This window comes from Streptomyces sp. NBC_01689, from assembly GCF_036250675.1.
Classification (GTDB): Bacteria; Actinomycetota; Actinomycetes; order Streptomycetales; family Streptomycetaceae; genus Streptomyces.
Genome location: NZ_CP109592.1, coordinates 3,898,293 through 3,921,630 on the forward strand (window position 1 = coordinate 3,898,293; position 23,338 = coordinate 3,921,630).

Genomic DNA, 23,338 nt, shown 5'->3' on the forward strand with positions numbered 1-23,338 from the left:
CTACCAGGTGGCATCCATCCTGCCGCAGGCCAAGAGTCGGCGAAGCACCGAGGCCCGATCGGGTCGTGGTGTCTACGCTGGGTGGTGTTGTCGGGCAGCCGCCGTCGGACCGAACCGGCGGCCCTAACCAGCCGAGGAACCCCGTGAGTGACACCCCATTCGGATTCGGCCTTCCGCCGGAGGAGCCGGAGAACGGCGACGAGGGCAAGAAGAAGGACCAGCAGAGCGGTGGTGGTCAGGGACCGTTCGGTTTCGGGCTGCCCGGAGCCGGCGGCCCCGGCGCCGACAATCCGCTCGCAGCCATGTTCGGGTCCATGAACCCCAACGACCTGGGCGCCGCGTTCCAGCAGCTGGGCCAGATGCTCTCGTACGAGGGCGGCCCGGTGAACTGGGACATGGCCAAGCAGATCGCCCGCCAGACGGTCTCCCAGGGCACTTCCGACGGCACCAAGGACGAGAGTGTCGGCCCCTCGGAGCGCACCGCCGTCCAGGAGGCCGTCCGGCTGGCCGATCTCTGGCTGGACGACGCGACCTCGCTGCCGTCCGGTGCCGGCACCGCGGTGGCCTGGAGCCGCGCGGAGTGGGTCGAGGCCACCCTTCCGGTGTGGAAGGAGCTCGTGGACCCGGTCGCCGAGCGGGTCGGCGCGGCCATGGGGGACGTCCTGCCGGAGGAGATGCAGGCCATGGCGGGCCCGCTGATCGGCATGATGCGCTCCATGGGCGGTGCCATGTTCGGCACGCAGATCGGGCAGGCCGTCGGCGTGCTCGCGGGCGAGGTCGTCGGGTCCACCGACATCGGCCTGCCGCTCGGCCCGGCCGGCAAGGCCGCGCTGCTGCCGCTGAACATCGCGTCGTTCGGCAAGGACCTCGGCATCGCCCAGGACGAGGTGCGGCTCTACCTCGCCCTGCGCGAGGCCGCCCACCAGCGGCTCTTCGCACACGTGCCGTGGCTGCGCTCGCACCTGTTCGGCGCCGTCGAGGGTTACGCGCGCGGGATCAAGGTCGACACGGCCAAGCTGGAGGACGTGGTCGGCCAGCTCGACCCGCAGAACCCGGAGCAGTTGCAGGACGCCCTCCAGCAGGGCATGTTCCAGCCGGAGGACACGCCCGAGCAGAAGGCCGCGCTGGCCCGTCTGGAGACGGCGCTGGCTCTCGTCGAGGGCTGGGTGGACGCGGTCGTGCACGCGGCCGCCAAGCCGCGTCTGACGTCCGCGGACGCGCTGCGCGAGACGCTGCGCCGCCGCCGGGCGACGGGCGGCCCCGCCGAGCAGACCTTCGCGACGCTCATCGGCCTGGAGCTGCGCCCGCGCCGGCTGCGGGACGCCTCGCGTCTGTGGGCCTCGCTCACCGACGCGCGCGGTGTCGACGGCCGGGACGGCCTGTGGGCCCACCCGGACATGCTGCCGACCGCGTCCGACCTGGACGACCCGGACGGCTTCGTGCACCGTGAGCAGCTGGACTTCTCCGAGCTCGACAAGCTGCTCGGCGAGGCGGCGAGCGGTTCCGCCGACCGGCCGGACCTGACCAAGGACGACGGCACGGACGCCAAGGACACCAAGGACGACAAGGGCACCAAGGGCGACGGCGAGAGCGACGGCTCCGAGTGACCCTCCACGACGACGCGGTCCTCGTACTGAAGGCCTACGAGGGCCAGGAAGAGCTTCGGCAGGTGTATCTGGACCACCTGTCCGCGCACCCCGACGGCATGTGGAAGGCGTGCACGGCCGGGCATGTCACGGCGAGCGCGCTGGTCGTGGACCCCGAGGCCGGCCGTGTCCTGCTGACCCTCCACCGCAAGCTGCGGATGTGGCTGCAGATGGGCGGTCACTGCGAGCCGGGTGATCCGACGCTGACGTCGGCCGCGCTGCGCGAGGCGGGCGAGGAGTCGGGCATCGAGGGTCTGACGCTGCTGCCGGGCGGCCCCGTGCGGCTGGACCGGCACGCCATCCCGGCTCCCTGCAACTGGCATCTGGACGTCCAGTACGCCGCGCTCGCCCCGGCCGGATCCACGGCGGCGATCAGCGACGAGTCCCTGGACGTGCGCTGGTTCGGCTACGACGAGGTCGCCGAGGTGGCGGACGCGTCGGTGGTGCGTCTGGTGGAGGCGACCCGCGCGCGGCTGGCCGGCTGAGGACGGGAATCCGCGCACCCAGGACGCGTGTAAGGGGCGACCGCCTGTGCGGTCGCCCCTTACGTCGCCCATGCGTGCGAATCGCTCAGCTCCAGGCGTTGCCCTGGTTCTGCGCGTGGACACCCTGCTGTCCCATGCCGTACTGGGCGCGGAGTCCCTGGCCGATCGCCGCGTTCTGCGGCGGCAGCAGTTCGCTGGGCTGGACGAGCGCGTACCCCTGGCCCATGAAGCTGAGTTCCCAGCCCTCACCGGTGTTGCCGCGCCGCCGCCACACGCCGGAGGAGTGGGTCTGCGCCTGCATCTGCACACGCAGGCCGGTGGACCAGGCGACGATCGCGTCCGCGTCGCAGTTGACGTACTTGTCGGGCGTGACCTGCATCATCAGCGGCGCGCCCGAGGTCATCAGGGCGACCTTGCCGCGTCCGGTGATGTTGAGCTGGTACTTGCCGGACCCGGAGATGCCGTACTGGCTGTCCACGGCGATGACCTCGTGGTGCAGCGCGGAGTCCATGGCCAGCACGTAGCTGCTGTCGACGGTGAGACCGTCCTGGTCCACGTCGACCACGTGCACGTGCTGGGCGAGGTTCGCGAGGTAGACCGTCCCCTGCCCGTGGCAGCGCATCAGGTCCAGACCCTCACCGGTGTACGCACGCGCGCGGTGCTGGCTGGTGTTCTGGTACTCGGCGTCGAACTCGACGAGCCCCTGGTAGGCGACCATCGTGCCCTTGCGGGCCAGGATGTCGTCGTGGCCCTCCATGACGACCCGCAGCATCTGCGCGTTCTGCAGGCTGTAGCGCTCCTGGGTCTGCTGTTCGTTGTAGCCGAAAAGCGGGCTCTGCATGATGTCCTGCTCCCCCTCAGCCCCGGAACCGGAGGCGGTCGGTGCTGTCCTCGCTGGGCTGGACGACCACGATGCCCTGCCCGGAGAACGCCATCTGGTACGCCTCGCCGCTGCCGCGGCCGATCAGCGACTGTGCCTTGAAGCTGCGCTTGCCCTTCACCTTGAGGTTCGGGGACCAGGCGACCAGCGCGTCCGGGTCGACGTACGTCTCGTCCTCGCCGCCACCGCAGTCGACCACGATCGGCTCGCCCCGGGAGGTAAGCGCCACCCACCCCTGCCCGGAGATCTTGGTGTTCCACAGGCCCTGTCCGGCGAACTTGGCGAGCCCCTTGACGCGCTCGACGCCCCAGGTGAGGTGCGCGTCGAAGGCGAGCAGGTTGGTGGCGTTCACGGAGATCGCGTCCCCGTCGAGGTTGATGACGACGACGTTCGCCCCGTAGTCCGCCAGATAGAGCAGGCCGTCGCCGTGGCACCGCATGAGCGGGGCGCCCTCGCCGGTCATCCAGTCCCGCGCGATCTGCCGTACGGCGGGCGGGTTGGGCTCGTACTGGACGAAGCCCTCGTAGGCGACCATCGAGCCCACGCGCGCGAAGAGGTCGCTTCCGGTCTGCATGGCGACCTTCAGCATGTGGCTGCCGTGGTTCTCCATGCGGGCGGTGACGGGTGCCGGGGCATAGCCCGTGAGTGGCTGGTTCATGACGGGCTCCCTCAGACCTCGTACGGCTGGACGACGATGAAATTGCCGGGCGCGCCGCGGAACTGCAGGTTCACGCTCTCCCCGGTGTCGCCCGGGTAGGCGTTGCGCCGCATCCGCACCTGGCTGGAGACGATCACCTGGGAGGCCGCCGACCACGCGACGACCGCGTTGCAGTCGGCGAACGTGGTGGGGGTCACGGGCAGCACGACGGGTGCACCGTGCGTCTTCACGACGACCGTGCCGGTCCCCTGGAACTGCATGGTGAACAGCGCGCCCCCGGGGATGCCGTGCCCCTCGATCCTGCGCACCTCGTACTGGAGCGACTCGTCGAAGGCGAGGACGTTCTCGGAGGACACACAGATCGCGTCGCCCTGGAGTTCGATGGGATGCACATGGGTGGCGTTCTCGGCGAGGAACACCTGACCGCGGCCCGAGCAGCGCATCAGCTGCATCTCCTGCCCGGTCGCGTTGCCGACGATCCGTCCGGCGAAGCCGGCGCCCTTGTAACTGAAATCGACCTTGCCCTGGTAGAGCACCATGCTGCCCTGGCGGGCCAGGACGGGCTGGTCACCGATGCCGAGGTCGACCCGGATGAGCTTCTTGTTCTGCTGCGTCCACCGCTGCCCGGTGGGCGTCTCCTTGAACGCCCCCAGCGCGGCGGCCACACCGGCCCCGCCCTGCGGAGCGCCCTGCGGAACGCCGTACGGGGAGGGCGCGCCGGGCTGTCCGGGGTACTGCCCGGGGACCTGCCCGTACGACGGCTGCTGCCCGTAACCGGGAGGCGCCGACGGGGCCTGACCGTAACCGGGAGGTGCCGGAGGCGCCTGCTGACCGTATCCGGGCGGCATGGGGGCGCTCTGTCCGGGAGGCTGCTGACCGTAGCCCGGCGGCGGACCGGGGGGACCGGGCGGGCCTGGAGGGCCGGGGGGCTGCACGTACGGGGCGGGTCCCGGCGGCGGCACGGTGCCGGAGCCCGGCGGGCTGTGCAGCGGCGCGATGATGGTCGGCGCGGCGTGCACCGACGGCGCGGACGAAGACGACGGGGCGGGCGGCGGTGTGAACCCCTGCGCGGCGGGAGCAGGACCGGCCGGCGCTCCGAACGCGGGCGGCGCGGTCACCTGGGTGGGCGGCGAGAACGACGGCGCGGCACCACTCTGCGGCTGCTGCGCGGCGGGCTCCTCGTCGGCGACCTCGCCTCCGAAGTACTTCAGCAACGCCTCGAGGCCGCCGTCGAAACCCTGCCCCACGGCGGCGAACCGCCACACGTCCTTGAGGTAGAAGTCGCCCAGCATCACCGCACGCTCGGTGGAGAACTCCGCTCCGCCGAACGAGTAACGGGCGACCTCCTCGCCGCCCGCGACGACCCGGAGATATCCCGGGGCGATCTGGGACATCTGCCCGGCGCCGTCGATCGTCGCCGTGAACGACAGTTTCTGGATCCGCGCCGGGATCCGGTCGAGAGTGACGCGGAACGACTCCGTGTCACCCGACTGGGCGCCAAGGAGCTGGACGGATTCCTCGGGGGTCTTCGGCTGGTTGAAGAACACGAAGTACCGGTCGTCCGACAGCCGCTCGTCGGCGTCCAGACCGAAGCAACTGATGTCGAAGGTCAGTCCGGGGCCGGTGATCTGCACACCCACGTACAGATCGGTGCCCGCGGTGAGGTCACTGATTCTGGCCTTGTGGCCGCGTTGGAATTCCCTGGCCATGCGTAACGACCGTCCCCCATCCCGAATGCGATTGCGTCGCGTCAGGCTAACGGGAAACCCCGGAAGTGAACGCGGCCGGTACAGACCCGGTACACAATCACCGCTCGTCCGGGACGGACCGCGGCCGCCCGCCCGCTACTCCTCGCGGCCGACCGGCGGATGGGGCAGCCGCGCGGCCGCGACCACCCCCTCGAGGTAGCCGCGCGCCCGCTCCGTCCGCGGATACGCCTCCAGCAGCCGCCAGAAACGCGGGCCGTGTCCGGGCACCAGAAGATGCGCGAGCTCGTGGACGAGGACGTAGTCGACGACGTACTCGGGCATGCCCTGCAGACGGTGCGAAAGACGGATACTGCCCTCGGCAGGGGTGCACGAACCCCACCGCGTGTTCTGATTGGTCACCCAGCGCACCGAGGTGGGACGGGCCCGCCCCTCGAAGTACTGCTCCGACAGACGCGCCGCACGCTCGGTCAGCTCGGCGTCGCCGAGCACCCGTTTGCTCTCCTGGGCGGCCAGTTTGTCGAGCATGACGGTCACCCAGCGCTGCTCCTCCGCCTCGGACATCCGGGCGGGGATGAGCACGACAGTGCGATCGCCCTCGCGGTACGCGGAGACCGTCCTGCGGCGTCGCGCACTCCTGCGAACCTCGATCGCACTCGCCCCGGAGCCGCTTGGCGGCAGGCTCGTCGTGCTGCGCTGTGGTTTTCCGGCGCGGTGCAGTGGGTCGGCGGGCACGGCACGACGTTACCCGCTGCACATGGGGGAAGTCCCGTCCCCAGGACGGTTCGGTGTCGAACCGCACCCCGCGCGCCCGATTTTGTCGGACGAACACCACAGCCTGTGGATAACTTTCCGCACCCCTCCCCCACTCCCGGGCATCCTGGCATCCGACCGGCGGACCCGCCACGGGCCCGCCGCCACACGGGGATGCTCCATGGATACGGGGGTCGGTCATGCATCCGATGGTGAAACCCGCGCTGCGGCGCGGCTGGCGGGACCTCAACACCGTCCAGTTCGGCCTCGCACCCGCCCACGCGATGGTGCTCGGCCCGGTGGACACGGCGACAGGCAGCTTCCTCGACCTGCTCGACGGAACCCGCGGACTCCCCCTCCTGCGCGAGGAAGGACGCGGCATGGGCCTGCCCGACGGCCATGTCGACGCACTCGTGGAACGACTCGCCGACTCCGGACTCCTCGACGACGCGACGGGCGGCGGCCCGGCCGCCGACACCCTGCGCGCGAAAAAGGCGGTCCTCGACCGGCTGCGCCCCGACCTCGCGGCCCTCTCCCTCACCGCACCCGCCCCGGGCGACGCCCTCCGGCACCTCGCCGCGCGCCGCTCCCTGCGCGTACAGGTGCGCGGCGCGGGCCGGGTCGGCGTCACCCTGGCCGCGCTGCTGGCCGGCGCCGGCGTCGGCCGGATCGAGGTGCGCGACCTCGGCCGGGTGGAGCCCTGGGACGTGGCGCCCGGCGGCCTGCAGGCCGAATCGATCGGAGAACGCCGCGAGGAAGCCGCCGCACGGGTGGTCCGCGCCGCCAGACCGGACCGGCCACCCCGGCCCGCCACCGAAGGCGCGGAACCCGGACTCTCCCTGGTGATCATCACCCCGCGGGACGGCCTGTCCGTCCACGCCCCCGACCCCGCCACCGCCGAACCCCTGATCACCTCCGGCACACCCCACCTCTACGCGGGAGTCGTGGAGGGGACAGGCGTCGTCGGCCCACTGGTCCTGCCCGGCGACACCGGCTGCGCCGGGTGCCTGGACCTGCGCCGCGCCGACCGGGACCCGACCTGGCCACGCCTCGTCGCCCAGTGGCGCTCCGGCACCTCACGCCATGTACCGGCGTGCGACCTCACCGTGGCGACCTGTGTCGCCGGCCTCGCCGCCGCGCACGCGCTCGCCTACCTCGACGGCCGCTCGCCCTCCAGCACCGGAGCCCGCTGGGAGGCCTCGGCCCCCGGCCTCCACTGGCACGCGAAACCCGTGGTGCCCCACCCCGATTGCCCGTGCGGCGCCGCGGAGAAAAGTAAGAAGGGGGAACGCGCCGCCGCTGCCGAGAAGCCGCACGAGACAATGGCGGGGCAACAGCCGCATGCGGCACGGCTGTCTGGGACTTGGAGGGCGCATGTCTGATCTTCCCCGGAAGGCGGTCACCCGGACCGCCAAACTCGCCGCGCTACCGCTCGGCTACGCCGGGCGAGCGACCTGGGGCCTGGGCAAACGGATAGGCGGGAAGTCGGCGGAGATCGTGGGCCGCGAACTCCAGCAACGCACCGCCGAGCAGCTCTTCAAGGTCCTCGGTGAGCTCAAGGGCGGTGCGATGAAGTTCGGGCAGGCCCTGTCCGTCTTCGAATCCGCGCTCCCCGAGGAGGTCGCGGGCCCCTACCGGGCCGCACTCACCAAGCTCCAGGAAGCGGCACCGCCGATGCCCACCCGCACCGTGCACGCCGTCCTCCGGGAGCGGCTCGGTGACGACTGGGCCGAGCTGTTCCTCGAATTCGAGGACAAGCCGTCCGCGGCCGCCTCGATCGGCCAGGTGCACCGGGCGGTGTGGCACGACGGCCGCGAGGTCGCCGTCAAGGTGCAGTACCCGGGAGCGGGCGAGGCCCTGCTCTCCGACCTCACCCAGCTCAGCCGCTTCGCCCGGCTGCTGGGCCCGCTCATCCCCGGCATGGACATCAAGCCCCTCATCGCGGAACTCCGCGACCGGGTCTCCGAGGAACTCGACTACGCGCTGGAGGCACAGGCCCAGGAAGTCCACGCCACGGAGTTCGCGGGCGACCCCGACGTCCTGGTGCCGGCGGTCGTCCACCAGTGCGACCAGGTCCTGGTCACCGAATGGATCGACGGAACACCTCTGTCTGAGGTGATCTCCGACGGCACCCAGGAGCAGCGGGACCGCGCGGGACAACTGCTCGCCCGCTTCCTCTTCTCCGGCCCCGCCCGCACCGGACTGCTGCACGCCGACCCGCACCCCGGCAACTTCCGCCTCCTGCCGGCCGAGAAGAGCGGCTGGCGCCTCGGGGTCTTGGACTTCGGCACGGTCGACCGTCTCCCCGGCGGCCTGCCCACACCCATCGGCGACTCCCTGCGCATGACCCTCGACGGCGACGCGGAAGCCGTCTACGACCTGCTCCGCGAAGAAGGCTTCGTCAAGGAGTCGATAGAGCTCGAACCCGACGCCGTCCTCGACTACCTCCTGCCGATCATCGAACCGGCCCAGGTGGACGAGTTCACCTTCACCCGCGGCTGGATGCGCAGCCAGGCCGCCCGGGTGGCCGACCCCCGCTCGCCCGCCCACCAGTTGGGCAGACTCCTCAACCTGCCACCGTCCTACCTGCTGATCCACCGGGTCACGCTGAGCACCATCGGCGTCCTGTGCCAGCTGGGCGCGACGGTCCGGCTCCGCGACGAACTCGAGGAGTGGCTACCGGGGTTCGTCCCCGACGACGAACTGCCGGACGAGGAGGAGTCAGCGGCTGGGGCGTGAGTCCGGGGTGCCTTGAGGGGGGTGGGGAGGGGTGGGGTGGGGTGGGGGGGGAGGGGGAACCCCCCCAGAGGCCCGAACTCACCAGCGGTCCCTGAGCACCCCCGACCTACCACCAGGCCGAGTCCAGCCGTCCCTCGATCGCCCGCAGATGTGTCCGGGCGCAGTCGTCGCAGAAGTAGTGGCGGCTGCCGTTCTCGACGGAGCAGGTCCAGGTGGGCCGGGGCCCGTCCGCGGAGGTGCCGCAGCGGGCACACACGATGCGCTGGGCCCGGTCCGTGCCGGGCCGGTCGGTGGTGCTGTCGCCGTCGCTGTCTCCGGGAAGACTCGTCACCGGCCGACGATAACGCCGTGGCCGGATGTTCGCCCGGTGGAACGCACCGCGGGGGTCGGTCCGGACGGACCGACCCCCGCGGTGGAGTGCGTGTGTCTGTGTGGTGCCGCGACTGCCTTCGGCTGCCTACTGCATGACCGCCATGGCCAGCGCACGCCGGGCACGCATGGAGGCGCGCTCGGCTCGGCGCTGCATCCGGCGGGCGGTGGCCAGGCGCACGGCCTGACGCTGCCGCTCGGCCTCTTGCAGTCGCTCGTGCATATGCGCACGGGCCAGGGCTTCTGGAATGAGTTGCATCTCTCGGGTCCTGTTCTCACGCGAGTCGATCGCGCTGGTGGTGGTGAAGTCTGGAATGGCGGAGCCGGTGGGCTCACTCGGGGACGGCTTCATCGGGGCCTGCTTCTTGGGGTCGTGCGTCAGGGGGCGGTCGATCGTTCCTGCGATGTTCATGCCGTGACCGGGTTCTTGCGCGGGCGGCCACGGGGCCGCTTGCGGGCCACGACCACACCCTGGACGAACAGCTCGCCACCCCAGACGCCCCAGGGCTCGCGCCGCTCCTTGGCGCCGGCGAGGCAGGCCTCGATCAGCGGGCAGGTGCGGCAGAGGGACTTGGCGTACTCGACGTCGGCCGGCGACTCGGCGAAGAAGACTTCCGGGTCGTAGGAACGGCAGGGGACGGGTACGCCGAGGTTCTCGATGGCGTCGTCGAGCGCGGTGAGCGCAGTGAGCGGGATCAAGGTGGGGTCCTCCGTGAGGCCGGGCGGGGAGATCGTTTCGGAAGGCGGTACGGACGGGGCGTGCGCTTCGAGTTGCACGGTTGGTCTTCCTCGTCTGGTCGTGCCGGCCGGTTGGCCGGTTGGCGGCTGGTACCGGGTTCTTTTCTTGTCCCGAGGCCCCTTCGCTCTGCCGTCCCCGGTCGGGGACAAACAGAAGGGCCGCGGATCCCGGGTGGGGTTCCGCGGCCCTGAAGGCGCCGGCCTGATCGAGGATCAGGCTGGATCGCTCCAGGGTTCAGGCCCACGGAAGGCCCACATCGTGTGGTGCTGCTTGGTCTGCTTCAGGGATCCGGCACCGGCTGCCGCAAAGGCATAGACACGCGCCTCTGCCACTACTGCCGCTTCCAGTGCCTGGATCGGTCGCTCATTGCGCTCACGGACGGGAAGGTCCGCGAGAGACAGGGAGGACGCCGGCCGGACGGCAGCGATGCCGGACAGACCGGTGCCCAGGTTCGAGACGCCGAGCAGGCACGTGGAGACGACGGAGGGATCGGTCATTTTGACGGTGTTGCTGAAGTTGGTCTTGATGCTGATCACTGGAATCGCCTCCTCTCGGCGTCTTGGGGGACCGGTGGTGAGCCAGTCCGACGGATGTTAAGTACAGCACGGAACCAGGGCTTCGGAGAAGCCCGCCGCTTCCGTGCTAAGAACCTATGGGGATTGCCGGGGCATGCGCAAACTATTTTTTCGACGAGTTTGAATCAGTCGTCCTGCGTGCTCTCGCCGGGCTCTTGGCCTGCGCAGATGGCCAGAACGTCGGCTCCGAAGCGGTTGAGCTTGCGCACTCCGACTCCGGGGATCCGGGCGAGCTCTCTCTCGTCGTCGGGCACGGTCTCGGCGATGGCCATGAGCGTCTTGTCGGTGAAGACGCAGAACGCGGGCTGACCGCTGCGCTGCGCCTGCACCGCCCGCCACTCGCGCAGTCGTTCGTAGAGGCCCTCGTCCATGTCGGAGGGGCAGTCGTCGCAGCGCATCAGTTTCATCTCGCCGGCGTCGGTGAGTGTGCGGCCGCAGACGCGGCAGCGGGCCGGGGTCCGGCTGGTCCGCCGTACGGCGGTGCCTCCGCTGCTTCCGATGCCTCGTTCGACGCCTCCTGGACCGGCTCCGCCGGTGCGCTTCGTGGTGGTGACGGAGCCGGGGCGCAGTCCGTCGAGGAAGCGGCTGGGCCGGCGGTTGGCTCTGCCGCCGGGCGAGCGGGACAGGGCCCAGGAGACGAAGAGGTGTTCTCTGGCGCGGGTGACGCCGACGTAGAGGAGGCGGCGTTCCTCTTCGATCTGCTCGTCGGTCTTTGCGTAGGTGATCGGCATCATGCCCTCGGCGACGCCGACGAGGAAGACGACGTCCCACTCCAGTCCTTTGGCGGAGTGCAGTGAGGCGAGGGTGACGCCCTGGACGGTCGGGGCGTGCTGGGCGCCCGCGCGTTCGTCGAGTTCGGCGACCAGGTCGCCGAGGGTGGCGCCGGGCTTGGCGGCGGCGAAGTCCTGGGCGAGGTGGACGAGGGCGGCCAGTGATTCCCAGCGCTCCCTGACCGCGCCGGAGCCGGCCGGGGGCTGGCCGGTCCAGCCTTCGCCGGAGAGTACGGCGCGGACCTGGGAGGGCAGGTCGACGGCGTCGTCGAGGAGGGAGTCGTTGGCTCCGAAGCGCGCGGCCGCGCGGAGGGCCGCTCCGGCTTTGCGCACTTCGGGGCGGTCGAAGAACCGCTCGGCGCCACGCAGCTGGTAGGGCACTCCGGCGTCGGCGAGTGCCTGTTCGTAGATCTCGGACTGGGAGTTCGTACGGAAGAGGACGGCGATCTCGCCCGCGGGGACGCCTGAGGCGATGAGGTCGCGGATGCGGCGGGCGGCGCCTTCCGCCTCGGCGGGTTCGTCGGTGTGTTCGGCGTAGACGGGCTCGGGGCCGGAGGCGCGCTGGGAGATCAGTTCCAGGCGGTGGTCGGCGGCGCGGCCGCGGGCCTGGGAGAGCAGGCCGTTGGCGAGGTGGACGACCTGGGGTGAGGAGCGGTAGTCGCGGACGAGCTTGACGACGGTGGCTCCGGGGTGGCGGATGCGGAAGTCGAGAAGGTGGTCGGGAGTTGCACCGGTGAACGAATAGATGGTCTGGCTGGCGTCGCCGACGACGCAGAGGGTGTCGCGTTCGCCGAGCCACAGTTCGAGCAGGCGTTGCTGGAGGGGGCTGACGTCCTGGTACTCGTCGACGACGAAGTGCTGGTACTGGGAGCGGACCTGGTCGGCGATGTCGTGGCGGTCCTGGAGGATGCCGACGGTGAGCAGCAGGACGTCTTCGAAGTCGATGAGCGAGCGGTCCCGCTTGACGTCTTCGTACGTGGCGTACAGCTGTGCGATCTCCGCGGGGTCGCGGGGGGATTCGCGGCCGGTCTTGGCGGCGGCGGCCGCGTAGTCGGAGGGGACGGTCTGGGTGACCTTGGACCATTCGATCTCGGCTGTGACGTCGCGGAGCTCGCCGCGGTCGAGGCGGATGCGGCAGGCGGCGGCCGCGTCGGCGACGAGCTGGATCTTGCGGTCGACGAGTCGGGGGAGGCTGCCGCCGACTGCTTTCGGCCAGAAGTACTGGAGCTGGCGCAGGGCCGCGGAGTGGAAGGTGCGGGCCTGGACTCCGCCGGCGCCGAGCTGGCGGAGCCGGCCACGCATCTCGCCCGCGGCGCGGTTGGTGAAGGTGACGGCGAGCACGCTGGAGGGCTGGAGGATTCCGGCGCGTACGCCGTAGGCGATGCGGTGGGTGATCGCTCGCGTCTTGCCCGTGCCGGCTCCTGCCAGCACGCACACCGGTCCGTGCAGGGCGGTGGCGACCGCGCGCTGCTCGGGGTCGAGCCCGTCGAGCACCGCGTCGGCCGTGTCCGGAACCTGCGGGAAGAGGGTGGAGTGCGTTGCTGCTGTCACCCCGCCATGCTGCCAGGTCTCCGGGGGCGGGTGAGTCGGTTGTCCACAGGGAGGGTGTTGTGGTCGTACTAATACGGCAGTCGTCGGGGGTGCCGGTGTACGGGGCAGGGGTACCCGGGGGCGGGAATGGTGGGTGTCCGACGTACGTTCCCCTTCTGCGATGAAGCACCCCCAGCAGTAGAGGAGCGCGAGAGACATGCCGGGCACTGTGACGATGTACAGCACCACGTGGTGCGGATACTGCACGCGGCTGAAGGGTCAGCTGGACCGTGAGGGCATCACGTACAAGGAGATCAACATCGAGCACGACCCGGCGTCCGCGGCGTTCGTGGAGAAGGCGAACGGCGGGAACCAGACCGTTCCGACGGTCCAGGTGGTCCCCTCGAACGGCGGGGTCGAGGTCGTGATGACCAACCCGAGTCTCGCTCAGGTGAAGCGCGCGCTCGGCGTCTGATCCGGGAGCAGGCGCTCGGCGTCTGCTCCCGGGGTACTTGCCCGGCGTCCGACCGGGAGTACCCGAACGAGACCCCGCCCGATGATCACGGGCGCGGGTCTCGTCGGCGTTTTCGCCGCCGGCCGGTGGCTGCCGTCACCGGCGTGGTGACGGCGGTCGCTCGATGTCGGGCCGGTTGGAGGCTCGCGGTCCGGGCCATCCGTCGTCGTGCCGGGCGGTCAGGCCTCTCTGCGGGGCAGGGGCTTCCCGTACCAGAGTTCGATCAGGCGGGCCGCGATGGAGATGCCGTACGGCGGGAGCACCTCACCCGACTCGAAGGCGGTGCGCAGGTCCTCGCGGGAGAACCAGCGGGCTTCCTGGATCTCCTCGCCGTCGACGTTGATCTCCCGGGAGGTGGCGCGGGCCATGAAGCCGAGCATGAGGCTGGAGGGGAAGGGCCAGGGCTGGCTGGCGACGTATTCGACCTCGCCGACGGTGATGCCCGCCTCCTCGAAGACCTCCCGGCGTACGGACTGCTCGATGGATTCGCCGGGTTCGACGAAGCCGGCGAGCGTCGAGAAGCGGCCTTCGGGCCAGTGCACCTGGCGGCCGAGGAGGATGCGGTCCTCGTCGTCGGTGACCGCCATGATCACGGCGGGGTCGGTGCGGGGGTAGTGCTCGGCGCCGCAGGCGGGGCAGCGGCGGATGTGGCCGGCCGCGGCGATCACGGTGCGTTCGCCGCAGCGTGAGCAGAAGCGGTGCAGTCGCTGCCAGTTCTCCAGAGCGACGGCGTGGACCATGAGGCCGGCGTCGCGGGGGGAGAGCAGGAGTCCCGCCTCGCGCAGGCCGGCGGGGCGGGCGGACTGGTCGATGCGGCCGGGCAGTGCGTCCTTCTGGAGTGCGAAATAGCTCACACCGTCGTCGTCCGTGCCGAGGAAGTACCGGTGTGCCTCGGTGAGGGGGGCCTCGAAGGAGGCGGTCATGACGAGTTCGGTGGTGCCGTCCGCGGTCTCGTCGATGAGGACCTGACCACCGGAGACCACGAAGGCGCGGGTCGTGGGGTGGCTCCAGGCCGCCGCGAGCCAGGCCTCGTCGAGCCGGTGGTGGGCGGCCCGGTCGATGCCGCTCGGGGCGGTGAGCGAGATGGGACGGTCGGCGGTGCGGTCGGTCCAGGTGGTCACGGGTGCTTCCAACTCCCCCGGTGGAACGGTTATTTCGGCGGGCGGTTCAGCAGGACGTACGGCGGGGCGGGCGTGCGGGGTGGTGCGCGGGGCGGTCTTCTGGGTGTGAATGGGGCTTCTTCCGGATGTGGACGGGCTTCTTCAGTGTGCCTCGCGCCAGTTCTCGGCCAGGTCTTCCCACAGGTGGGCGCTGGTCTCGACGCCTTTCATGAGGAGGTCGAGTTCGACCTTCTCGTTGGGTGCGTGCCAGCCGTCGGAGGGGACGGAGATGCCCAGGAAGAGCACGGGGGCGTGGAGGACTTCCTGGAGGTCGGCCGCGGGCCCGGAGCCGCCCTCGCGGGTGTAGCGGACGGGCTGCTCGAAGGCGCGGCCCATGGCTCGTACGACGGACTGCAGGGCGGGGTGGTCCAGGGGGGTGAGGCAGGGGCGGGTGGCGGCGCCGAAGGTGATCTCGTGCCGGATGCCGTCGGGGAGCTGGTCGGCGGCCCAGGCGCGGACGGCCTTCTCGATGTGGTCGGGGTCCTGGCCCGCGACCAGCCGGAACGAGAGCTTGACCATGGCGGAGGACGGGATGATCGTCTTGCTGCCGGGGCCCTGGTAGCCGCCGCCGATGCCGTTGACCTCGGCGGTGGGGCGGGCCCAGATGCGCTCCAGGGTGGTGTGTCCGGCCTCTCCGTGGGTGGCCGACGACTTGGCGGTGGTCAGCCAGCGTGCTTCGTCGAAGGGCAGTTCGGCGAAGAGCGCGCGCTCTTCGTCGGTGAGTTCGGTGATGCCTTCGTAGAAGCCGGGGACGGCCACGCGCGCGTGGTCGTCGTGGAGGGCGGCGACGAGGCGGGCGGCGGCCGTGGCGGGGTTGGGCACGGCGCCGCCGAAGGAGCCGGAGTGGATGTCCTGGGCGGGTCCGTGCAGTTCGATCTCGCATTCGGCGAGCCCGCGCATGCCGGTGCACACGGTGGGGGTGTCCTCGGACCACATGCCGGTGTCGGAGACGATCACCGCGTCGGCGGCGAGCCGGTCGGCGTGGGTCTCGACGAGGTCGCGGAAGTGCGGGGAGCCGGATTCCTCCTCGCCTTCGATCAGGAGTTTGAGGTGCACGGCCGGGGCGGTGCGTCCGGTGGCGGCGAGGTGGGCGCGGACGCCGAGTGTGTGGAAGAACACCTGGCCCTTGTCGTCGGCGGCTCCGCGCGCGTGGAGGCGGTTTCCGCGGATCACCGGTTCGAAGGGGTCGGTGTCCCAGCCGTCCTCGCGGGCGGCGGGCTGTACGTCGTGGTGCCCGTAGACGAGGACCGTGGGCGCCTGGGGGTCCTCGGACGGCCATTCGGCGAAGACGGCGGGGGCGCCGTCGGTCGTCCAGACCTCCGCGGTGGGGAAGCCGGTCTCCCGGAGTTTGGCGGCGAGCCAGTCGGCGCTGCGTCTCACGTCCGCCGCGTGGTCGGGCTGGGCCGACACGGAGGGGATGCGCAGCCATTCGGCGAGGTCGTCGAGGAAGGCCGTGCGGTGGTTCTGGACGTACGCGCGGACGGTGCTGACGGCGTTGTCAACGGGCTTGCTCATGCTCACGAGCCTAGCCGCCCGTGGGGGTGTGTTCGTCCGGCGGTTCTTCGCCCGCGGTCCGCCACCGGTCCTGGGTGTCCCGCGTGAGCAGTCGTTCCAGGGCGGCGCGGTCGGGGAGGTGGCGGGGCCGGACGATCTCGCCGCTGCGGACGTACACGAACGTGGCCTTGACGGTCTCCGGGGGCACGCCCTGCTGCTCGGCCCAGGCGAGGCGGTAGACGGCGAGCTGGAGGGGGTCCGCGGTGCGGGAGCGGCTGGTCTTCCAGTCGACGATCTCGTACGTCGTGCGGTCGCCGTCGTCCTCCTTGTAGACGGCGTCGATGCGGCCGCGGACGACGCGTCCGGCGATGGCGAGCTGGAAGGGGGTCTCGACGCGGTGGGGGGTGCGGTGCGCGTAGGGAGTGCGTTCGAAGGCGTCCTTGAGGTCTTCGAGGTCGCGTTCGTCGGCGATCTCGGCGTCGCTGCCGGGCAGGTCGTCCGGGTCGAGCATGGGCAGCCGCAGTTCTTCGAAGCGGGACTCCACCCAGGCGTGGAAGCGGGTGCCGCGGCGGGCGGCGGCCTGTGGGGGGCGCGGCATGGGGCGCGCGAGTTCCTGTGCGAGGCCGTCGGGGTCGGCGGCCAGGTGCAGTACCTGTGAGGCGGTGAGGGAGGCGGGCAGGGGGACGTCGGTGACGGCCGCGCGGGCGCGCAGGAGTTCTCCGGTGAGGGCGTCGAGGTCGCGGTCCCAGGAGGCGAGGGTGCGGGTTTCCTCGGGGGTGAGGCGTACGGGGTCGTCCTCGGGGTGGGGGCGGGCGTCCCGCGCGCGTGGGGGCTCGGGGGCCGGTCGGTTCTCCGGGGCGGGCGCCTGGTGCGGCAGCGTGGGGCGGTGGGGTGTCCAGGAGTCCCAGTCGGAGTCGTCGCCCACGAGGAGGGTGTCGTCGCCTTCGGTGGGGCCGTCGTAGGCCGGAGGAGGGCCGTCGTCCTCCTCCGGAGGGAATCCGTCGTCAAAGGCCGGTTCGTCGCCGTCCGGCGGGGGTGGCCACTCCGGGTCGTCCCGGGAGGACGGGTCGTGGGCGGCGGGATGCGGTTCCTGGTGGGACGCCATGCGCTCCAGGTGGGCGAGTACGGTCTCGGCGGCCGCGCGGCGGCGGGCGAGTGCCGTGTCGTCGAGCGGGAGCGGCCAGGCGTGGTCGGCCGCCGCCTCGTGGAGGGCCGGGTTCTCCTCGTCCTCGGACGGTTCGTCGGCCCAGGCCTCGATCTCGCCGTGTCCCGCGGCGCAGTGGTCGTACAGGGCGTGCAGGAAGTCGGAGGGGCCGCGCGGGCGCTTCTGTGAGGGGCCCCACCAGTGGCCGGAGCCGAGCAGGAGCGAGCGGGGACGGGTGAAGGTCACGTAGCCGAGGCGGAGCTCCTCGGTGCGCTGGTGGTCCTTCATGGCTTCGTGGAAGGCCTTGATGCCCTTGGCGTCCCAGGTGTCGACGTCGGGCAGGGTGTCGGCGTCGCCGCGCAGCGCGTGCGGCAGGACCTTGCCCTGGGCGGTCCATTTCTCGCGGCCCTGGGTGCTGGGGAAGGTTCCGGTGACGAGGCCGGGGACGGCGACGACGTCCCACTCCAGGCCCTTGGACTTGTGGGCGGTGAGCACTTTGACGGTGTTCTCGCCGCCGGGCAGGGCGTTGTCGAGGCCCTTCTCGTACTGCGCGGCGGTGCGCAGGAAGCCGAGGAAGGCGAGCAGGGTGGCTTCGCCGTCGCCCGCGGCGAAGGACGCGGCGACGTCGAGGAAGTTCGCGAGGGTCTCGCGGCGGCGGGCCGCGAGGGCGTGCGGGGACGCGGAGAGCTCGACCTCCAGTCCGGTGACGGCGAGCACCCGGTGCAGGACGTCCATCAGGGGGTCGGCGAGCGAGCGGCGCAGGTCGCGCAGTTCGGCGGCGAGCCGTGCGAAGCGCACGCGGGCGTCCGGGGAGAAGGGCAGTCCGTCGTCGTCCCGTCCGGTGTCGACGGGCAGCTCCAGGAACGTGTCGAGGGCGTCGGCGAGCGATATCACCTCGGCGGGGTCGACCCCCTCGACCGCCGCGGCGAGCCGGCGGTCGGCGTCGTCGTCGGCGCCCACGCGCGCGTGGGACACGAGGAGGCGGGCGCGCCGTCCCAGGAGGGCGAGGTCCCGCGGGCCGATCCGCCAGCGCGGTCCGGTGAGCAGACGGACCAGGGAGGCGTTGGCGCCGGGGTCCTGGAGGACTTCGCAGACGGCGACGAGGTCGGCCACCTCGGGGAGGTGCAGCAGCCCGGAGAGGCCGACGACCTCGACGGGGATGTCGCGGGCGACGAGCGCGCCCTGGATCTCGGCGAAGTCGCTCGCGGTGCGGCACAGGACGGCGATCTCGCCGGGTGCCTTCCCGGTGCGTACGAGGTGGGCGAGGGAGTCGGCGAGCCAGTCGATCTCCTCGGCGTGGGTGGGCAGCAGCGCGCACCGGACGACGCCGTCGTGCTCGGCTCCGGGGGCGGGCCGGAGGGCCTCCACGCCCGCGTGCATGGCGCGCAAAGGCTCGGCGAGGCCGTTGGCGAGGTCGAGGAGGCGGCCGCCGCTGCGGCGGTTCTCGCTGAGGGACTGGCGGGCGGCGGGGCGGCCGTCCGCTTGCGCGAAGTGTTCGGGGAAGTCGTCGAGGTTGGCGACGGAGGCGCCGCGCCAGCCGTAGATGGCCTGGCATGGGTCGCCGACGGCGGTCACGGGGTGTCCTGTGCCGGCGCCGAACAGTCCGGCGAGCAGCACGCGCTGTGCGACGGAGGTGTCCTGGTACTCGTCGAGCAGGACCACGCGGAACTCGTCCCGGAGGATGTCGCCGACTTCGGGGCGGGTGCGGGCCAGGGTGGCCGAGAGGGCGATCTGGTCGCCGAAGTCGAGGAGGTCGCGTTCGCGTTTGGCCGCGCGGTAGCGGACGACGAGTTCGGCGAGTTCACGCCGGGCCGCGGCGGCCTCGGGGACTTTGCGGAGGTCGTCGTTGGTGAGCCGGGCGCTCTCCAGGGCGTGCAGCAGTCCGGCGTCGTGCGTGCGCAGCTCCTCGGGGCGTACGAGGTGTTCGGAGAGTTCGGAGTCGAGGGTGAGGAGGTCGCCGACGAGGTCGGGGAAGGAGCGGGTGAGCGCCGGGTACGGTCCCGGTGACTCGCGCAGGACGCGGGCGGCGAGCTGGTAGCGGGTGGCGTCGGCGAGCAGCCGGGACGTGGGTTCGAGGCCGATGCGCAGCCCGTGGTCGGTCAGCAGGCGGCCGGCGAAGGCGTGGTAGGTGGAGATGACCGGTTCGCCGGGCGGGTTGTCGGGGTCGATGACGTCGGGGTCGGTGACGCCGGCCCTGATCAGGGCCTTGCGGACGCGTTCGGCGAGTTCGCCCGCCGCCTTGTTGGTGAAGGTCAGGCCGAGGACCTGTTCGGGGGCGACCTGTCCGGTGCCGACCAGCCAGACCACGCGGGCCGCCATCACCGTGGTCTTCCCGGATCCGGCTCCGGCCACGATCACCTGCGGGGCGGGCGGTGCGGTGATGCAGGCCGTCTGCTCCGGGGTGAAGGGGATGCCGAGGAGCTCCTTGAGCTGTTCGGGATCGGTGATGCGGGCTGGCACGTCAGAGAGGCTAGCCGCGCCCACTGACAGCGGCGGCCGGATCGGCCGGCGGGGCGGGGGAACCGCTGGTCAGCACGTGTGGTGTCGTACGTCACTCAGGCCGCGTCCGCTGACGCCGTGCGCGCCGGGACGCTTCGGTGGGCGTGCGCCGGCGCCGGTCGTACGCCGCTGGTGGGCCGGTCGTACGCCGCTGGTGGTCCGTCCGCGGTCCGGCCGCCGTCACTCGACGACGTGGCGTCCCTCCGCGCGGGCGCTGCAGGACGCCCGGAACGCGCAGTGCGTGCAGTGCTGGCCGGTGGTCGGTGAGAACCGTTCGTCGAGGACCTTGCCCGCGGCGTTGGCCAGCAGATCGCCGATCCACTCCCCCGTGAGAGGTTCCTGGGCCTGCACCTTGGGGAGGGTCTCGCCGCCGTTCTTCCGGGCGGCGCCCTGGCGCAGCTGGACGAGTTCGGCGCCGCCCGGCTCGGGGCGCACACCGTCGAAGGCGTCGTCTACGGCGCCCTCGCGGACCGCGAGCTGGTAGACGGCGAGCTGGGGGTGGTGGGCCACTTCGGCGGCGCTGGGCGCGTTCTTGCCGGTCTTGAAGTCGACGACGTAGGCGCGGCCCTCGGTGTCCGTCTCGACGCGGTCCATCGAGCCGCGGATGCGTACTTCGTAGGAGCCGGCTTCGAGGGTCACGTCGAAGTCGTGCTCGCTGGCCACGGGTGTGCGGCCGGGGCGGACCCGGTTGGAGTCGACGTGCCACGCGAGGAAGCGTTCGAGGGCCACGCGCGCGTGCTCCTTCTCCTGCGCCGACTTCCAGGGCGCGTCGAAGGCGAGCGCGTTCCACACGGAGTCGAGGCGCTCCATGAGGACGTCGAGGTCGGCGGGGGTGCGTCCGGAGGCGACCTCGTCGGCGAGGACGTGCACGACGTTGCCGAAGCCCTGGGCCGCGGTCGCGGGCGCGTCGGCCTTCACCTCGCGTCCCAGGAACCACTGCAGGGCGCAGGTGTTGGCGAGCTGGTCGAGGGCGCTTCCGGAGAGCACGACGGGCTGGTCGCGGTCGCGCAGCGGGACCTTGCTCTCCGTCGGGTCGTACATGCCCCACCAGCGGTGGGGGTGGGCGGAGGGCACCAGGGGGCGGCCGTCGTCGTCGGTGAGGGCGGCGAGTCTGGCCAGGCGGTGGGCCGCGGCCCGGCGGAGGGGTTCCGAGACGCGCGGGTCGACGGTGGTGGCGCGCAGTTCGGCGACGAGCGCGGCCACGGACAGCGGGCGGCGGGGCCGGCCGGTGACGTCCTTGGGTTCGACGCCGAGTTCGGTGAGGAAGCGGGAGGGCTGGTCCCCGTCGTCGGCGGGTGCCTTCACCGCGGTGACGACGAGCCGTTCGCGCGCGCGGGTGGCTGCCACGTAGAACAGGCGGCGCTCTTCGGCGAGGAGCGCTCCGGGGGTGAGCGGTTCGGCGAGTCCGTCGCGTCCGATGCGGTCGGCCTCCAGCAGGGAGCCCCGGCGGCGCAGGTCGGGCCAGAGTCCTTCCTGGACGCCCGGGACGACGACGAGGTGCCATTCGAGGCCCTTGGAGCGGTGCGCGGTCATCAGGCGCACGGCGTCGGGGCGTACGGCCCGGCGGGTGAGGGTGTCGGCGGCGATGTCCTGGGCGTCGATCTCCTCCAGGAAGTTGAGGGCGCCGCGTCCGCCGGTGCGTTCCTCGGCGCGGGCCGCGGTCGCGAACAGGGCGCAGACGGCGTCGAGGTCGCGGTCGGCGTTGCGGCCGGCCGCGCCGCCGCGCCGGGCGGCCCGTTCCAGGCGCTGTGGCCAGGGTGTGCCGTTCCAGAGGTCCCACAGCGCCTCTTCGGCCGTCCCGCCGCCCGCCAGGCGCTCTCGTGCCGTGCGCAGCAGCGCGCCGAGGCGCTGGGCTCCACGGGCGTAGGCGGGGTCGTGGGCGACGAGCCGTTCGGGTTCGGCCAGCGCGAGGGTGAGCAGTTCGTCGGAGGGCGGTGGTACGTGGTTGCCGGCGGCGCGTTCCTCGTCGCGCAGCGCGCGGCCCAGGCGCCGCAGGTCGGCGGCGTCCATGCCGGCGAGGGGGGACGCGAGCAGGGTGAGCGCGGTCTCGGTGTCGAGCCAGGACGCGGACTCCTGGAGAGCGGTGTCCTCCTCGGGCGGCGCGTCCGCGTCCTCGGGGTCGTCGCCGTCGGGCCTCGGCGCCGCGCCGTCGCCCGTGGCGCCGTCGGTGTCCGGGCCGGTGGCGCCGTCCGTGCCAGTGCCCTCACCGCCATGGCCGCCCTTGCCCGCGCTCGTCCCGGACTCGGCGCGGGCGACGGCCCGCAGTGCCGTGAGCAGCGGGGTCACGGCGGGTTCGTGCCGCAGTGGCAGGTCGTCGCCGTCGATGTCGAGGGGAACACCGGCCGCGGTGAGCGAGCGGCGGATCACCGGGATCGTGCGGGAGCCGGCGCGCACCAGGACGGCCATGTCGCTCCAGGGGACGCCGTCCTCCAGGTGGGCGCGGCGCAGGATGTCCGCGATGTTGTCGAGTTCCGTGCCCGCCGTCGGGTACGTGTAGGCCTCGACCGTGCCGCCGTCCCGTACCGGTGTCAGTTCGCGGTGGGCGCGCACCTTCTGGGCGGGCAGCCGGGTCAGCGGCATGCGCTGGGTGAGCAGGCGGGTGGCGGTGAGCAGGGTGGCGCCCGAGCGCCGGGAGGTGCGGAGCACCTCGACCGGGGCGGGGTGGCCGTCCGCGCGCGGGAAGGCGTCGGGAAAGTCCAGGATGCCGTTCACGTCGGCGCCGCGGAACGCGTAGATCGACTGGTCGGGGTCGCCGAAGGCGATCAGGGTGCGGCCGCCGCCGGCGAGGGCGGCGAGGAGCCGTACCTGGGCGGGGTCGGTGTCCTGGTACTCGTCCACGTAGACGGCGTCGTACTGGGCGGCGAGCCGTTCGGTGACGCCGGGGCGCCCCGTGAGCAGTACCGCGCGGTGGACGAGTTCGGCGTAGTCGAGCACTCCTTGCAGGTCGAGGACGTCGAGGTACTCGGCGAGGAAGGCGGCGGCGGCGCTCCAGTCGGGGCGTCCGATACGGCGGGCGAAGGCGGTCAGGGCGTCGGGGCCGAGGCCCAGTTCGCGGCTGCGCGCCAGGACGGCGCGGACCTCGTCGGCGAAGCCGCGTGTGGTCAGGCAGGCGCGCAGTTCGTCGGGCCAGCGCACATGGGCGAGGCCGAGCCGCTCCAGGTCGGGCTGGCCCGCGAGCAGCTCGCGCACCGCGACGTCCTGTTCGGGTCCGGACAGCAGGCGCAGCGGTTCCACGAAGAGGTCGCTGTCCTGGTGGGCGCGGACCAGGGCGTAGGAGAACGAGTGGAAGGTGGTGGCGCGGGGGGCGCGGGCGGCGCCGATGCGCAGCGCCATGCGGTCGCGCAGCTCCACGGCCGCCTTGCGGCTGAACGTGAGGACCAGGATGCGTTCCGGGTCGCCGCCGTGCGCGATCCGGGCGGCGACGGACTCGACGAGGGTGGTCGTCTTGCCGGTGCCGGGGCCGGCGAGGACGAGGAGCGGGCCCGAGGCGTGGTCAACCACCGTGCGCTGTCCTGCGTCCAGACGAGGGGGGCCCACCCGGACCGGAGCGGTGCGCACCAGTCGGTACGCGCCGCGGGTCCCCTGCCGCACCGGGGGGTGCGGCAGGCGCCTGGTGGAGGAAGAGGAGCTCACGTGGTTCGCCGGTCCTGGAGGTCGTGCTGGTGGGCGGAGCGCCG

The 23,338-nt window shown here is 72.0% G+C and carries 18 protein-coding genes; 5 read left to right on the forward strand and 13 right to left on the reverse strand.

Annotated elements, in window-relative coordinates; translation table 11 throughout:
• The first annotated feature begins 143 nt into the window (after positions 1-143).
• Positions 144-1,607 carry a zinc-dependent metalloprotease gene (locus OG776_RS16415; protein ID WP_148010364.1) on the forward strand — a complete coding sequence of 488 codons (1,464 nt, stop codon included), beginning with the start codon at positions 144-146 and terminating at the stop codon, positions 1,605-1,607.
• The gene (locus OG776_RS16420; protein WP_148010363.1) at positions 1,604-2,131 is read left to right on the forward strand and encodes an NUDIX hydrolase; all 528 of its coding nucleotides are present in this window, start codon (positions 1,604-1,606) and stop codon (positions 2,129-2,131) included. The genes OG776_RS16415 and OG776_RS16420 overlap by 4 nt, the downstream gene beginning before the upstream one ends.
• An 85-nt stretch (positions 2,132-2,216) precedes the next feature.
• On the opposite strand, the gene OG776_RS16425 is transcribed toward OG776_RS16420, so the two are convergent.
• The 4 genes from OG776_RS16425 to OG776_RS16440 form a co-directional block, all read right to left on the reverse strand.
• The gene (locus OG776_RS16425; RefSeq protein WP_148010362.1) at positions 2,217-2,972 is read right to left on the reverse strand and encodes an AIM24 family protein; all 756 of its coding nucleotides are present in this window, start codon (positions 2,970-2,972) and stop codon (positions 2,217-2,219) included.
• 16 nt (positions 2,973-2,988) lie between these two features.
• Positions 2,989-3,669 (reverse strand): AIM24 family protein, encoded by a 681-nt coding sequence (locus OG776_RS16430; protein ID WP_148010361.1) that lies wholly within the window; start codon positions 3,667-3,669, stop codon positions 2,989-2,991.
• An 11-nt stretch (positions 3,670-3,680) separates the two neighbouring features.
• Entirely contained in the window at positions 3,681-5,378 is a 1,698-nt protein-coding gene (locus OG776_RS16435; RefSeq protein WP_329321344.1) for a TerD family protein, read from the reverse strand.
• Between the two features lie 135 nt (positions 5,379-5,513).
• Positions 5,514-6,110: a M48 metallopeptidase family protein gene (locus OG776_RS16440; RefSeq protein ID WP_148010360.1), complete on the reverse strand. Its 597-nt coding sequence runs from the start codon at positions 6,108-6,110 to the stop codon at positions 5,514-5,516.
• A gap of 218 nt (positions 6,111-6,328) precedes the next feature.
• On the opposite strand from OG776_RS16440, the gene OG776_RS16445 reads away from it, so the two are divergent.
• Positions 6,329-7,510, forward strand: coding sequence for a TOMM precursor leader peptide-binding protein (locus OG776_RS16445; RefSeq protein ID WP_148010359.1), 1,182 nt, complete (start codon positions 6,329-6,331; stop codon positions 7,508-7,510).
• Complete coding sequence (locus tag OG776_RS16450) at positions 7,503-8,867, forward strand: ABC1 kinase family protein (protein WP_148010358.1); 1,365 nt, start codon at positions 7,503-7,505, stop codon at positions 8,865-8,867. The genes OG776_RS16445 and OG776_RS16450 overlap by 8 nt, the downstream gene beginning before the upstream one ends.
• 106 nt (positions 8,868-8,973) lie before the next feature.
• On the opposite strand, the gene OG776_RS16455 is transcribed toward OG776_RS16450, so the two are convergent.
• From OG776_RS16455 to OG776_RS16475, 5 genes are all read right to left on the reverse strand, one after another.
• On the reverse strand, positions 8,974-9,198 hold the full coding sequence (locus OG776_RS16455) for a hypothetical protein (protein ID WP_148010357.1): 225 nt from the start codon (positions 9,196-9,198) through the stop codon (positions 8,974-8,976).
• A gap of 126 nt (positions 9,199-9,324) precedes the next feature.
• Complete coding sequence (locus OG776_RS16460) at positions 9,325-9,648, reverse strand: hypothetical protein (RefSeq protein WP_148010356.1); 324 nt, start codon at positions 9,646-9,648, stop codon at positions 9,325-9,327.
• On the reverse strand, positions 9,645-10,013 hold the full coding sequence (locus OG776_RS16465) for a WhiB family transcriptional regulator (RefSeq protein WP_148010355.1): 369 nt from the start codon (positions 10,011-10,013) through the stop codon (positions 9,645-9,647). Before OG776_RS16465 ends, OG776_RS16460 begins: the two co-directional genes overlap by 4 nt.
• 174 nt (positions 10,014-10,187) lie before the next feature.
• Positions 10,188-10,511 (reverse strand): hypothetical protein, encoded by a 324-nt coding sequence (locus OG776_RS16470; RefSeq protein ID WP_148010354.1) that lies wholly within the window; start codon positions 10,509-10,511, stop codon positions 10,188-10,190.
• Positions 10,512-10,675: 164 nt separating this feature from the next.
• Positions 10,676-12,871 (reverse strand): ATP-dependent DNA helicase UvrD2, encoded by a 2,196-nt coding sequence (locus OG776_RS16475; protein WP_329321350.1) that lies wholly within the window; start codon positions 12,869-12,871, stop codon positions 10,676-10,678.
• A gap of 196 nt (positions 12,872-13,067) precedes the next feature.
• Here OG776_RS16475 and OG776_RS16480 point away from each other — a divergent pair, with 196 nt between their 5' ends.
• Positions 13,068-13,325 carry a glutaredoxin domain-containing protein gene (locus OG776_RS16480; RefSeq protein ID WP_148010353.1) on the forward strand — a complete coding sequence of 86 codons (258 nt, stop codon included), beginning with the start codon at positions 13,068-13,070 and terminating at the stop codon, positions 13,323-13,325.
• 218 nt (positions 13,326-13,543) lie between these two features.
• Here the strand turns inward: OG776_RS16480 and nudC are convergent, their stop codons facing one another.
• From nudC to OG776_RS16500, 4 genes are all read right to left on the reverse strand, one after another.
• On the reverse strand, positions 13,544-14,485 hold the full coding sequence (gene nudC / locus OG776_RS16485) for an NAD(+) diphosphatase (RefSeq protein WP_187285690.1): 942 nt from the start codon (positions 14,483-14,485) through the stop codon (positions 13,544-13,546).
• Positions 14,486-14,626: 141 nt separating this feature from the next.
• Positions 14,627-16,039, reverse strand: a complete 1,413-nt coding sequence (locus tag OG776_RS16490; protein ID WP_329321354.1) for a dipeptidase — start codon at positions 16,037-16,039, stop codon at positions 14,627-14,629.
• 10 nt (positions 16,040-16,049) lie between these two features.
• Positions 16,050-19,622 (reverse strand): ATP-dependent DNA helicase, encoded by a 3,573-nt coding sequence (locus OG776_RS16495; RefSeq protein ID WP_329321356.1) that lies wholly within the window; start codon positions 19,620-19,622, stop codon positions 16,050-16,052.
• A gap of 219 nt (positions 19,623-19,841) precedes the next feature.
• Positions 19,842-23,294 (reverse strand): ATP-dependent helicase, encoded by a 3,453-nt coding sequence (locus OG776_RS16500; protein ID WP_329321357.1) that lies wholly within the window; start codon positions 23,292-23,294, stop codon positions 19,842-19,844.
• Positions 23,295-23,338 lie beyond the last annotated feature (44 nt).